Origin of the sequence: Caulifigura coniformis, from assembly GCF_007745175.1 — a bacterium.
Classification (GTDB): Bacteria; Planctomycetota; Planctomycetia; order Planctomycetales; family Planctomycetaceae; genus Caulifigura; species Caulifigura coniformis.
The window spans coordinates 3623975-3637742 of record NZ_CP036271.1 but is presented as its reverse complement, the minus strand read 5'-3'; the positions used below and the strand labels follow the sequence as shown (position 1 = coordinate 3637742).

8 protein-coding genes are annotated in these 13768 nt (G+C 64.1%); 4 read left to right on the top strand and 4 right to left on the bottom strand.

Translation table 11 applies throughout. The features are described 5' to 3' along the window. Window positions 1-385 precede the first annotated feature (385 nt). On the bottom strand, window positions 386-1672 hold the full coding sequence (locus Pan44_RS14670; protein ID WP_145030774.1) for an MFS transporter: 1287 nt from the start codon (window positions 1670-1672) through the stop codon (window positions 386-388). A 73-nt stretch (window positions 1673-1745) separates the two neighbouring features. Then, window positions 1746-2492 (bottom strand): creatininase family protein, encoded by a 747-nt coding sequence (locus Pan44_RS14665; RefSeq protein WP_145030773.1) that lies wholly within the window; start codon window positions 2490-2492, stop codon window positions 1746-1748. Window positions 2493-3107: 615 nt separating this feature from the next. On the opposite strand from Pan44_RS14665, the gene Pan44_RS14660 reads away from it, so the two are divergent. The 3 genes from Pan44_RS14660 to Pan44_RS14650 all read left to right on the top strand — a co-directional run bounded on the left by Pan44_RS14660 (window position 3108) and on the right by Pan44_RS14650 (window position 7621). Beyond that, on the top strand, window positions 3108-4598 hold the full coding sequence (locus Pan44_RS14660) for a sulfatase family protein (protein WP_145030772.1): 1491 nt from the start codon (window positions 3108-3110) through the stop codon (window positions 4596-4598). 58 nt (window positions 4599-4656) lie between these two features. After that, entirely contained in the window at window positions 4657-6399 is a 1743-nt protein-coding gene (locus Pan44_RS14655; RefSeq protein ID WP_145030771.1) for an arylsulfatase, read from the top strand. Window positions 6400-6514: 115 nt separating this feature from the next. After that, window positions 6515-7621, top strand: a complete 1107-nt coding sequence (locus tag Pan44_RS14650) for an SMP-30/gluconolactonase/LRE family protein (protein ID WP_145030770.1) — start codon at window positions 6515-6517, stop codon at window positions 7619-7621. 96 nt (window positions 7622-7717) lie between these two features. Here the strand turns inward: Pan44_RS14650 and Pan44_RS14645 are convergent, their stop codons facing one another. Next, window positions 7718-9115, bottom strand: coding sequence for a DUF1501 domain-containing protein (locus tag Pan44_RS14645; protein ID WP_197453331.1), 1398 nt, complete (start codon window positions 9113-9115; stop codon window positions 7718-7720). Between the two features lie 70 nt (window positions 9116-9185). Continuing rightward, on the bottom strand, window positions 9186-11876 hold the full coding sequence (locus Pan44_RS14640) for a PSD1 and planctomycete cytochrome C domain-containing protein (RefSeq protein ID WP_145030768.1): 2691 nt from the start codon (window positions 11874-11876) through the stop codon (window positions 9186-9188). Between the two features lie 262 nt (window positions 11877-12138). On the opposite strand from Pan44_RS14640, the gene Pan44_RS14635 reads away from it, so the two are divergent. Continuing rightward, window positions 12139-13596 (top strand): CvpA family protein, encoded by a 1458-nt coding sequence (locus tag Pan44_RS14635; protein ID WP_145030767.1) that lies wholly within the window; start codon window positions 12139-12141, stop codon window positions 13594-13596. Window positions 13597-13768 lie beyond the last annotated feature (172 nt).

Here is a 13768-nt window from a genome sequence, read left to right as displayed (position 1 = left end):
ATTGGCAGAGTGTAAACAAATCCGCGTCGTTCGATATTCCTCACCGAAAAAGGAGTCCTGCGATTTCGCTAGACCGGTCTCGTATCGCGGACTGGCGCGGCGGCTCCGGGCGGCGGAACACGTGTGACGCCGCGTCACACGTGCGTCACACGTGAAAGGGAAGTGAAAAGGCTGGAAATTGAGGACCTGTGACATGTGTGACAGGTGTGACGTGATCCGAGGCTTGAGGGCCTTTCCTCGAGTTCCTGTCGCGGGCCCTCCGTTCGTGAACGCCAGTCGGAGGTCCCCCTCAACTTTCGTCTGCGGTTGCGCAGCAGCCGGCGGGATGCATCCGGAATCGAGATCAGGGGAAAGCAACTCGTGGCGACGCCAGGCGGAGCCTGCTCTACGAGGTTTTCTCAGTCGGCTGGGGCTTTTCGCGCCACAGCAGCCACAGCGGAATCGCGGCAATCAGCGGGAGGATGCCGACCGCCACCATCATGCGGTCGAAGGGGAGGGAAACGTTCGCCGCGATCATCGAGTCGATCCAGGTCCCGAAGATCTTCTGCAGCGGTGAGGTCGTCAGCCACGCACAGAAACTCAGGATGCCAAAGATCTTGGCGGGATGACGCTCGGAGAGGCTTTGAACGAACGAGTAATAGCAGGGAAAGACTCCCAGCGCCCCGGCTCCGGCCAGCAGCCAGAGCATCAGCAATGGCGTCCCGGAAGGGGTCCAGGGGAGGAGCACGATGCTGGCGCAGCAGAGGCTGCTGACGGTGTAGGTGATCCGCCGCGAATTGAAGACGGAGACGCCTCGCGTCGCGAGCCATTTCGTGGCCAGGCCGGCGGCGATGCAACCGGCATCGGTTGCGATGTAGTAGCCCGAGGTGAAGGAGAGCGCGACGTTCTCCTTGTAACCGCGTCCTTCCTGCAGCAGTTTCGGCAGCCAACCACGGAAGATCTGCCAGCTGGTATTGATGGCGATGACGACCAGGAGCAGCGTCCAGAACTTGCCTGTTTTCAGGAGGCGCAGCAGATCGGCCAGCAGCCCGATCTGCTGCGTTTCTTCGACTTCCGCGGCCTGCTGGAGGTCGCGGCGGCGGACCGTCGCCATCCACCCGGTCGCCCACGCGAAGCCGATCCCGCCAAACACGATGAACGGCAGTCGCCAGAGCCCCGGCTCCTGTGAAGGCTCTCCATCGGAGCCGAGGGGGATCATCAGCTGGATGATAATCGGGGTCACGATCGCGCCGATCGACGCACCGCTCTGGAGCACGCTGTTGCCGAGGCCGCGATCTTCGTCCTTCAGAGACCGGCGGATCGTCTGCATGGCGCAGGGCCAATGCCCGGCCTCAAAGAAGCCGAGAAACATCCGGCAGTAGAAGAGGTCGTCGTAGGTTTTCGCGAAGCCGGTCACGATGCCCATGGCCGACCATGCGACGAGCACGGCGGGGTAGAGCCAGCGGACCGAGACCGCGTCGGCCAGAAACCCGAACGCCAGCGAGCCCGTTGCGAACGCCAGGCCGAAGGCCCGTTCCAGCGAGCCGTAGTCCTGATTGGTCAGCCCGAGTTCGCCGGAGATGCGGGTCGCCAGCGACGAGAGCGCCTGGCGATCCATGTAGTTGATGAGGGTTGCACAAAGCAGCAACCCGCACAGGAGTGCGGTCCGGGGCCGGGGGAACGTGAACGGCATGCAGTCATCAATCAGGGTGAGGATTCAGGACCGTGAGCACATTGAACAAACCGGGTCGGCGCGATGACCGGGACTACCACCTCGCTCCCGACCATTTTCGGACGTTCTCCACCAGCGATTCCACGCCCGCGGAAAACGTCGACAACAGGAGCTCCCCCTTCTCGGGCGTGGCATGGCGCGGAGCGCCGATGTGGCCCGGCGCGGTGCGGTCTTTGGTGGTCCAGGCGCGGGGGGTCGAACCGAATTCCCCGTCACTCGCGACGTCGACGGCGGCCTCGTAGTCGCCGACGAGATGGGGCGCGATCCTGAGGATCATTGATGTTTCCCATTCGCACGCATGTCCCATCTCGTGCTGGTGGAAGGCGCCGTCGGCGGGGGGCTCGGCGGTTTCCCAGTAGGTCGCGAAGAGGAGGAGCAGGTCTTTCCGCTGGCGATGCTCCTGCCGCAGTTCGAAGGTCGCCTGCCTGCCGGGCACGATGTTGCCGCCGTGCCCGTTCAGAAACACGATCCGGCGGAATCCCATGGTGAGGAACTGGTTCGCGAGTCCGCGAAGGAGGTCGAGGTACAACCGCGGCTCGGCCGAGAGCGTTCCAGGGAAATCGAGATGGTGGTGGGAGTTTCCGAGCCAGGTGAGGGGCGCGAACAGGGCCGTGTCGCGGCAGCGTTCGGCAGCGCGTCTGACAACCTCGCCCAGCAACATGCTGTCGGTGAACAGCGGCAGATGATGGCCATGCTGCTCCAGGGCAGCGACCGGAATCACGACCGGAAGATCGCGGTCGAGCGATTCCACAACAGTCCATGGAAGTTCGGCAAGTTGCATGGGAAGCGAAGGTAACCAATCGACTCGACCGTTTCCTCTGTCGACGCGGTGATCAGATTCGATTTCGACCTGATGGAGCAAGACGCGCGCTGTGATGCGGGGTGCGTACCGCTGGACCTTCTCCCCCCTCCCCCACGGAGCAGGAAGGTCGGGGCTCCATCCTGCTGGATTCTCCCCGCCAGTTGCGATGGAGTTCCCATTGTGAGTGGCGGCCTTGCGGCTGCACGCACTCCGGGTGTTCCGGCCAATTGAGTGCAACTGCCTGACGGGCTGTTGGTGATTGCGTTTATGGTCCCTCCGGTATTCCGTGGGTGGTTGCGCGGATTGTTTGAGGGACGGCAAATGGGTTTGACCGGCGGCTGGCACCGTCCGTTCACTCCTGATGCGGGCGTGAGGAAAGGGAGAGGCACGGCACATGCAAAGCACTCCGGCTGCTTTGGAGCAGCCGGAGTGCTGGTTTACCGCCGGCCGGTTGCCGATCGCGGCGAGGCGGGGTAAACCTGTCGTTCCCCACTGCGTGCCGGCAAATCCTGAGTCGACACGCTCGTGCGTCGATGATTCGCTCCGTCGAGAGGAAACGTGATGCCTGGATTGCCGCCGAGCCGCTCTGCGCGAATGCTGCGTTCTCTGACCCTCGTCGTGCTGGTTGTCGCCGCTCGCGGCCTTCAGGCCGCTGACCCCGCGAAGCCGAATGTCGTCGTCATCTACGCCGACGACCTTGGCTACGGTGATGTGGGCTGTTACGGCGCCACGGCAGTGAAAACGCCGAATATCGACCAGCTCGCTGCCCAGGGGATCCGCTTCACCGACGGGCATTCCACATCAGCCACCTGCACCCCTTCACGCTACGCCCTGCTGACGGGCGAGTACCCGTGGCGGAAAAAGGGAACGGGCATTCTTCCCGGCGATGCGAAGATGATCATCGAGCCGGGGCGGACGACAGTGGCCTCCCTGCTGAAATCGGCTGGTTACCGAACGGGCGTCGTCGGCAAGTGGCACCTCGGGCTGGGGGCGGAGAATCTCGACTGGAACGGGGAGATCCGGCCCTGTCCGCTCGATATCGGATTTGATGAGAGCTTCATCATGGCGGCGACGGGCGACCGTGTGCCGTGTGTGTATGTCGATGGCCGACGGGTGGTCGGACTCGATCCGAACGATCCGATCCGAGTCAGCTATGGCAAGCCAGTCGGCGACGAGCCGCTGGGCCGCGACCATCCCGAGTTGCTGAAGATGAATTTCAGCCATGGGCACGACATGACGATCGTGAACGGCATCAGCCGGATCGGCACGATGGCCGGTGGCAAGACGGCGCGGTGGATCGACGAAGACATGGCCGACGTCTTCACGAAGAAGGGGGTCGAGTTCATCGAGAAGAACGCCGGGCAGCCCTTCTTCCTGTACTTTGCGACGCAGGACATTCACGTTCCTCGCGTGCCTCACGCCCGCTTCCTGGGGGCGACATCGATGGGGCCGCGGGGGGACGCGATCGCCCAGCTCGACTGGTGCGTCGGCCAGCTGATGAAAACGCTGGAGGCGAAGGGGGTGGCCGACAACACGCTCGTGATTTTCACCAGTGACAACGGCCCGGTCGTGGATGATGGATACCAGGACGATGCGGTGAAGAAGCTGGGGGGCCACAAGCCGGCCGGACCGCTTCGCGGAGGGAAGTACAGCCACTTCGAAGCGGGAACGCGCGTTCCGTTCATCGTTCGCTGGCCGGCCCGCATCGGGGCGCCTGCGGTCAGTGACGCGATCGTCTGTCAGATCGATTTCCTCGCAAGCTTCGCCGGGCTGCTCGGCATCCAACTGCGCGATCCAGGCGACAGCCAGAACCAGTTGGCGGCATTTACGGGAGAATCGGCGACCGGGCGGGAGGTGCTTGTCGAGCAGGCCGGACGCCTCGCAATCCGGTTCAAGAACTGGAAGTACATTCCCGGCGGCAAAGGGCCACAGCGGAACCTGACCGGGAATGAACTTGGAAACGACGCTGGTGCACAGCTTTATGATCTCTCGAAGGATCCCGGGGAGCAGAACAACCTTGCGGGGTCAAATTCCGAGATGGTGGGGGTGTTGAGGACGACACTGGAAACGATCCAGGGTCGGTGAGACGAATCTCACGACCTCGCGCGGCTCCTGGCCGGTGTTTGCCTCGAAGGATGATGGAATGCGCTCAATCGTGTGGTGTGTGGCGGTCCTGGGGATGGCGTTGTCGGCGGGGGCGGCCGATCGGCCGAACATCATCCTGATCATGTCGGACGACATGGGGTGGTCGGATCTCGGGTGCTATGGCGGGGAGATCCAGACGCCGCAACTCGACGCCCTGGCGGCGGGCGGGGTGCGTTTCACACAGTTCTACAATACGGCCCGGTGCTGCCCGACGCGGGCCTGCCTGCTGACCGGCGTGTACCCGCACCAGGCGGGCATCGGCCACATGATGGATGAACGGAACCTTCCGGGTTACCGGGGCGACCTCAACAAGCACACGCCGACGATCGCCGAAGCTCTGAAACCGGCCGGCTATGGGACTTACCAGGTCGGAAAATGGCATGTGACCCGTCATGTGCAGGACAACGGCCCGAAGCACAACTGGCCGCAACAGCGCGGGTTCGACCGCAACTATTCCATGATCACGGGAGCCGGGAGCTTCTTCGATCCGTGGACGCTTGTGCGCGACAACACGACGATCTCGCCGGTCGCGGATCCCGACTACACGCCGGAGACCTACTACTTCACCGACGCCATTTCGGATCACGCCGTCCGCTACATCGCCGACCACACGCGCGAGCAGGGCGACAAGCCGTTCTTCATGTACGTCGCCTACACGGCGGCCCACTGGCCGATGCACGCCCTGCCAGAAGACATCGCCAAATACAAAGGGAAGTACGACGCCGGCTACGCCCCGTTTCGCGAGGCGCGGCTGAAAAAGTCGATCTCGCTGGGGCTGATCGGGGATGGGGAGAAGCTTTCGCCACAGGCAGAGGACTGGAGCAAGGTCGACAACCAGGCGTGGGAAGCGGCCGGTATGGAAGTGTATGCGGCGATGATCGACCGCATGGACCAGGGGATCGGCAAGATCGTCGACGAGCTGAAGCGGACCAAACAGTTCGACAATACGCTCGTCATGTTCCTGCAGGACAACGGAGCATGCGCGGAACTGATGGGCCGGACCGGCAACATGAAGCATCCGGACATTCCGCGGCCGGACAAGCCGACGCTGCCGGCGATGAAGCCGACGGATTTCCACTCGGGAATCGTTCCCGACCAGACGCGCGATGGCTATCCGGTCCGCATGGGGAAGAACGCCTGGCCTGGCGGGCCGGACACGTATGTCGCCTACGGCCGGGGGTGGGCCAACGTGAGCAATACCCCGTTCCGCGAATACAAGCACTGGGTTCACGAAGGGGGGATCTCTTCTCCGTTGATCATGCACTGGCCGGCACGCGTCGACGCGGAGCACCGGGGGAAGGTGTACAAGGAAGCGGGTCATCTCATCGATCTGATGGCGACGTGCGTGGACGTGGCGAAGGCCCGTTTTCCGGCTCTGAACCACGGCGAGAAGACGGTGCCCCTGGAAGGGGTGAGCCTGGCGCCGGCCCTCAACCTGACGTCGCTGAAGCGGTCCAAGCCGCTGTACTGGGAACACGAAGGGAACCGCGCGGTTCGCCTGGGGACGTGGAAGGTGGTTGCCAAGGGGAAAGAGGGTCCGTGGGAGCTTTACGACATCGAGCATGATCGCGTTGAAAGCCGCAACCTGGCCGGCAAGCATCCTGAGCGCGTGAAGGAACTGGCGGGTTATTGGGACGTGTGGGCGGAGCGTGCCCTTGTGAAGCCCTGGCCGTGGGATGCTGCGGACCCGGGCGCGCCGGTGCGTCCGAATCAGAACCGGAACCGTCGACGAGCGAATTGAAACAGCTCGGGCAGAGCGTGCGACGGCAGGTTCTTCTTTGCGGTGACACGGCTCTGTGAGCCACGGCAGCAGGCATCCACTTCCACTTGATATTCCACCTTGAAAGGGCATCCCGATGACTGAGCCAGCGACCACTTCCACGTCGGCCCAATTCGCCCGCCGCACGTTCCTGGGCGCTCTTGCGACCTCGGTTGCGGGGACAGTGATCGCCCGCGACTACGGGCCGGGAGCGGAGCCGGTCCGCTATCCGGATCCGGACATCGTCGCGCTCGATCCGCGGTTCGAGAAATACAAGATCGGCAATACGCCAATCGAACGGCTGCACACGGGGATGCTGTGGGCCGAGGGGCCTGCATGGAACGGCGTCGGCAAGTACCTGGTGTGGAGCGACATTCCGAACAACGTGCAGATGCGGTGGCTCAACGACGACGGGCACGTCAGCGTGATGCGGAACCCGGCGGGCAACAGCAACGGGAACACGTTCGATTTCCAGGGGCGGCAGATCTCGTGCGAACACGGCAACCGGGCCGTCGCCCGCTACGAGCACGACGGCAAACGGACAGTGCTGGCGGACAAGTTCGAAGGGAAGCCGCTCAACGCTCCGAACGACGCGGTCGTGCATCCCGACGGGAGCATCTGGTTCACCGACCCGGGCTACGGGAGCATGATGAACTACGAGGGGAACAAGGGAACTCTGCACCTGAAGGAGGCGGTTTACCGCATCGATCCGGCCAGCGGCCTGATCTCGAAAGTGACGGACGAACCGGCCAAGCCTAACGGCATCTGCTTCTCACCGGACTACAAGACGCTGTACGTGGCGGATTCCGGGGCGGACACGAAGCAGACTCCGGTGAAGAGCATCTGGGCGTTCGAGGTGAAGGATGCGAAGAACCTCTCAGCCGGGAGGGTGTTCGCATCAATGTCGTTCGCGCCGCGGACCGAGAAGTGGCCGAATGGGGAGAAGCAGGAGAAGCATGGCATCGCCGACGGCATGCGGTGCGACGTGGATGGGAACCTGTGGTCGAGCGCCGGCTGGGTGGGGGACGGGTTTGACGGGGTGCACGTTTTCGCGCCCGACGGAACCCGCATCGGGTTGATCCGGCTGCCGGAGATCTGCGGCAACGTGTGCTTTGGCGGGCCGAAGAGGAACCGGCTGTTCATGACGGCCAGTCGCTCGCTATATGCGGTTTATGTTGAGACGCAGGGAGCGCACATTACTTAGGCCGGTGCGATTCGGTTGGATTGCGGCGGGTCTCGGTGACTGGACGGTGCTCGACTTGCGCACGGCACCAAGACGGCGGATCGTGGCAGGGGGTGGTCAGGCGAGCAGTTCCTTGATCACTGCTCCACCGAACTGGCTGAGTTGCTTGAAGCGGCCGCCGTGGAAGTAGGTGAGCCTGTTGTCATCGAGCCCGAGGAGATGCAGGAGTGTGACGTGCAGGTCGCGGACGTGGTGCACGCATTCGACGGCTTCCGCGCCAAGTTCATCGGTTGCGCCGACGATGTGCCCGGCTTTCACGCCTCCGCCGGCCATCCAGACCGTCATTGCCTTCGGGTTGTGATCGCGGCCGAAGGCGGTGCCCATTCGCACGCCGTTGTCGGGTGAACGTCCGAACTCGCCGCACCAGACAACGAGTGTCGAGTCGAGGAGCCCTGTGCGTTTGAGGTCGGCAATCAGCCCGGCGATCGGCTTGTCGACCTGTTTCACCAGGCTGCCGTGGGCCCGTTCGATGGCATCGTGGCTGTCCCAGGTGCCGGCATAGAGCTGCACGAAGCGAACGCCCTGCTGCACGAGCCGGCGGGCCAGGAGGCAGCGGCGGCCAAAGGCATCGGTGGGCTCTTCGCCCATTCCATAGAGCGCCTGGGTGGCTGCGGTTTCCTGTGAGAGGTCGAGCAGTCCGGGGACTTCCGCCTGCATGCGGAACGCGAGTTCGTAGCTTTCCATGCGGGCGGCGAGCGTCGAATTCCCGGGCCGGTCGGCGGCGTGCTGCTGGTTGAGCTGGGCGAGCAGGTCGAGATTCCTGCGCTGGTGGTCGCGGGTGATGGCGGGATGGGGAGCGAGGTCGAGGATGGGCGCCCCTTTGGCCCGGAACGTCGTTCCCTGGTAGTGGGCGGGGAGGAAGCCGTTGCCCCAGTTCGCCGCCCCGCCCTGCGGCAGACTGACGTCGGGCAGCACAACAAAGCCGGGCAGGTCCTGGTTCTCGCTGCCGAGCCCGTAGGTGGTCCAGGCGCCGAGGGCCGGGTCGCCGCCGAAGCGGTTGCCGGTGTTCATCTGATAAAGGGCCGTGGGGTGATTCACCGAGTCGACCTGACAGCCGCGGTAGTAGCAGAGGTCGTCGGCAACGCCGGCCAGATGCTCCCAGTTTGTGGCCATGTCCATGCCGCTTGCGCCGGCCTTCCGGAACTGGAACGGCGAGGCGACGTAGTACCGCTTGCCGCTCGACATGGCGGACTGCATCTGGTCGTTCCGGAGGAACTCCTTGAGGTGGAGGTCGTTCAGCCGGGGCTTGGGGTCGAAGGTGTCGATGTGGCTGGGCCCGCCGTCCATCATCAGGAAGATGCAGCGGGTGGCGCGCGGCGCGATCTGCGGAGGCCTGGGGGACAACGGCCCCGTGGCCGTTCGCGTTTCTTCTGCGAGCAGCGCACTGAAGGCGACACTGCCCAGAGAGGCGCCGAGGCCATAGAGAGCGTCACGACGAGAAAAAGGGTTCAACATTTCGCACCCGTTCAGGCTCCATGGTGCCGGCGTTGGCATTCGTCGACGCCGGCAGCGTCAACGACGACCACTAATCCAGGACCACGAACTCATTCGCATTCATCAACACGAGGCAAAGCTCGGCCAGGCCGCGTGTTCGGGGATCGACATCGGCCATGCCGCGATCGGGGATGAAATCGGCCGCAGATTCCAGCACCTCGGCGAACCGGAACTTCTCCCCAGTCACTTCTTCCGACGCTTCGCGTTCAATTGTTGTCGGCCGCTGGGGACGGTCGAAGGAGATCGTTTCATGCCGCTCCGTCATCGATTTCCAATGGGCGAGACAGGCGGTCGATTCCCCGGGGGACGGGGAGCGTCCATACGCCCAGCGGAACGCCTCTTCAATCACGGCGGTCTCTTCGAGCGGAAGCTCCAACAGTCGCACGGCGAAGTTCACCGCGCGGCCGCGGGCATCGTCGCCGTTCATCAAGGAGAGGGCCTGAGGGGCGACGGTGGATTCTTCCCGGGCTTCGCAGCTCGATTCCGGGGACGGCTGGTTGAACACTTCGGCGAACGGATCCCGCAGGCCGCGGAGCCTGAGAATGTAGAGGCTGCGGCGATGGCGCTGCTCGGGCCGGGGCGAGGGCTCCCAGGCGGCTGCGAAGGTTCCCATCACCATGCGCGGCTGCATGGCGACGTCGGCGGGCATCTCGGGACGGATCGGAATTCCTCCCAGCGTCCGGTTGAGTTCCCCGGAGACGGCGAGCATCGCGTCCCGAAGTTCCTCGGCCGAGAGGCGTCGGGGCTGGAACGCGGCATAGCGGTCTCCAGCGGGGTCGAGCTTCGCCAGCATTGCGGGATCGGGATGACGCGAGGAGCGGCGATAGGCCTCGGAGGTGAACATCGCCCGGAGCATCTGCTTTGTCGACCCGTTCGAGCGCTGGAACTCGCCAGCGAGCCAGTCAAGCAATTCCGGATGCGTGGGGCGTTTCCCGGTGGCGCCGAAGTTGTTGGGATTCCCGGCGATCGCTTTTCCGAAGGTCCATTGCCAGAGGCGGTTGACCATGACCCGCGAGGTGAGCGGGTTGTCGGGACTGGTGATCCAGCGAGCGAGCGCCGTGCGCCGGCCGTTGATCTCGACAGGGATCGGGGACTCGCCCAGGGCGGTCAGGACGCAGGGAACAACTTCCGCGGAGGGACTGAACGGGTCACCTCCCGGGAGGATGTGCGTCTGTTCGAGTTCTCCGGCGTCGCGGTTCTTCGGGATCCGCAACGGCGCCAGGACGTTCTTGAGGGCTGGTGTCCGGCCGGAGTAGACCGAGAGGGCGACGGGCTCATAGCGATCGAGTTGCCACTTCAGGCGTTCGATTCCTTTGCGGGTGATGCGGCTGAGTCCGAGGTCGACAGGTGAGAGGAACCTGTCCTTCATAGCTTCGTCGTTGCCATCCGGGTTCTGCTGTTTCCATGCCTGTCGCGCGGCGGCTTCGGTCTCACGAATCCGGTCCAGTTCGGCCTGCAACCGGTCGCGGCGCGCCTCGAGGTACTTTCGCTCTTCGAAGCCGCTGACGTTTTCTTCCGGGAGGAACGAGGCCGGCCGCTCGGTGAGCTGCGTCGTCGCGAAACAGGCCTGGAAACCGTAGTAGTCGCGCGTGGGGACGGGATCGAACTTGTGATCGTGGCAGCGGGCGCATTGGAGCATGTGCGCGAGGAAGACCTGGCCGACTCCGTCGGTGACGTCATCGAGGAATCGCTGGCGTGCGATCTTCGGAACTTCCATGCCGGTCAGCTCCCACGCTCCCATCCGCAGGAAGCCAGTCGCGACGAGGTTTTCAGGGTTGTCCGGATCGATTTCGTCTCCGGCGATCTGCTCGCGGACGAACTGGTCATAGGGCTTGTCGCTGTTGAAGGCGCGGACGACGTAGTCGCGGTAGCGCCAGGCATTGCCCCGTTCATAGTCGTTGGCGAGGCCCGAACTGTCGGCATAGCGTGTCACGTCGAGCCAGCGCCGGGCCATCTGCTCGCCGAAATGGGGTGATGCGAGGAGTCGATCGACGACCGTGGCGAATGCGGTCGCGTCGTCGGCCGGATCGTTCAGGAACGACGCGATCTCGTCGGGCGTGGGCGGGAGTCCGATGACATCGAAAGTTGCCCTTCGGATGAGAGTCCTGCGATCCGCCAGTGGAGCGGGCGTGAGACCGGGCGGCATGGCGGCTTCGAGCAATTCGTCGATCGCCCGGGCACGGTCTTTGACCTCCGGGTGTTTGAGCGGCTGGTAGGCCCAGAGGGCTTCCGGTTTGTAGCGGCGGTTGGTCCACGCCGGCGACAGGCCTCCGCTCGTCTTGACCACGACGCCGTCTTCCGCGGCCCATTGGTCCGCATGCTGCTTCTCGATTTCACGGAGGCGCTGCTCCGTCGGCCAGGTGGCTCCCTCTTCGATCCATGCCTTCAGCTCGGCCACCTGGTCCGGGGAGAGCCGGTCGTTCTCCTTGGGGGGCATGGCGGACCAGTTGTCGCTGGCACGGATGACGGAGAGCATCAGCGGGCTGGTCTCTGGCTGGCCGGGATGAACCGCCGGCTCGCCCGACTCACCTCCCTTCAAGTGCCCGGCGCGAGTGGTGAGCGTCAACGCGCCTTTGATGTCGGCGGGATCCTGGCCATGGCAGGCGAAACACTTTTCCCGGAGGAGTGGGAGAACGCGGCGGACGAAGCGCAACTCGGCGGAGTCGTCGGCACGGCCGATCGTTGCAACGAGAATGACGCCGATTGCCACTGCCATCCGCATCGCAGTTCCCCCCGGAGCGCTCGTGAACGGGCATCATACCTGTTTCCGGGGCGCTCACCTATTCGCGCCCGGAAGTATGGGAACGTGGAAAAGAGAGGGAACAGAAGGGAAATGAAGAGAAGGAATGGGCAGGTTGGCGCTGCCATGAAAAGGTCCAAGAGGGCCCCCGATGGCCGGGCTGCAACCGGTCTTTACCCATTTTGACTTCCAGCGGTAAAACACGCGGCTCGAAACAGGGACGTTTTCTTCGGGGATCACAGGGATGTGGTACGACATCGCAGTGCTGGGCGTGCTGGTGTTCTGCATGGCACGCGGCGCTTCTCGCGGGCTCATCTGGCAGCTCGCCACCATCGCGGGCATCATTCTGTGTCTGATGTTCGCCGAGACCTTTTCCGGGATTCTCGGACCACATATCTCGCTCCAGCCGCCGCTCAATGAATGGGTGACGATGTTCGGGGCCTACCTGGTGTGCTCGTTCGTCGCCTTCGGAGCAGCCCGCATGCTGACCAAGGGGATCGAAGGAGCGGGTCTCAAGGAATACAACTCCCACCTGGGAGCCATCTTCGGCCTCGCGAAAGGCATCGTCGTCTGCCTCGTCGCGACGTTCTTTCTCGCCACGCTCGACGCGACGCACAACCTCATTGCGAACTCGAAATCGGGTTACTACGCCGCGATCACCATGCGAAAGATCCATCCCATCATGCCTGAAAAGCTGCATGATGCCCTAAACCGCTATATCCACTCGCTCGACAATATCCCGGGCGTTGGACCGATGGATCACGATCACGTCGTCGATCCGAACGTCGGCCTCGCCGATGCGATCCGCGACGCGGCGAAGGCCGTCGACGACAAGTTCAGCAATCCGTTCCTGCCGACGACGTCGACGCCTCCGCAATATTCCGCCCCGTCCGATCCCTGGGGCACTCAGCCGCAGCCAAGCACGCAGACGATCGCGTCGCAGCCGGCGAATTCCGGCGTGAGCTCGATTCCTCTGGGGGCACGGACGCCGGCACAGCCCTACCCCACTCAGCAGTACCAGCCGCAGCAATATCAGCCCCAGCCGTATCAGCAGCCGGTGCCTGCCTACCAGACGCCCGCGCCGTCGCCAGGGACGGTCGACTCGACCGATTTCTGGAACCAGGTTCGCGGCACGCTGCGGACGCAGGCCCGCCAGTCGCTGGCCGAAACGCTGGAGAATATGGATCCCGCAACGCGCCAGCGGCTGCAGCAGCAGATTCTCGATTCGCTGAAGAACACCCGTTCGGAGGACCTTCCGAAGCTGGAAGAGCAGCTGATCCGCTCGACAGCGGGCGCGCTGCCGGGATTACTGTCGAGCTGGATGGGATCGGGTTCGACGGGGGCGACCGTCGCGCCGACCGCGGCGGCCACCCAGGCCACCGGCGAACGGGAGAAGCTGCTGGCCGAGGTGTCGCAGCTGCGTTCGACTTTCCCGCAGATCCAGGCCCGGCTGCAATCGGAGCTGCGAGGCCTGATGGCGGGCGTACCGGATGTCGTGGCGGTACAGGTCCTGAAAGACTGGAAAGCGGACCTGACCCGGGATGTGAACAACGATCCCGATCGGACGACGGACATCGATACGCCGGTCGAACAGCGGATTCTCCTGCAGATGCAGCGCTACGGCGTCCGGATCGAGAATCTCGACCCGACGCTGCGTGAACGGCTCTCGTCGGGGGCGAACAACGGAGCGCAGCTTCGGTAGGCGGTGGCCCACGCCGAAGGGCGTGGCCGGCGGAGCCGGCCCGACGTCGCTCGGCACTGTGTTCCCGGCTGCGGCCTCCAAGGACCTTCAATCTGCATCCTTGGGCTGTCTACGGTTCATCCGACCGGCGGCCAGTGCCATCCGCTCACTCACGGTCACTTTCTGCCCGGTG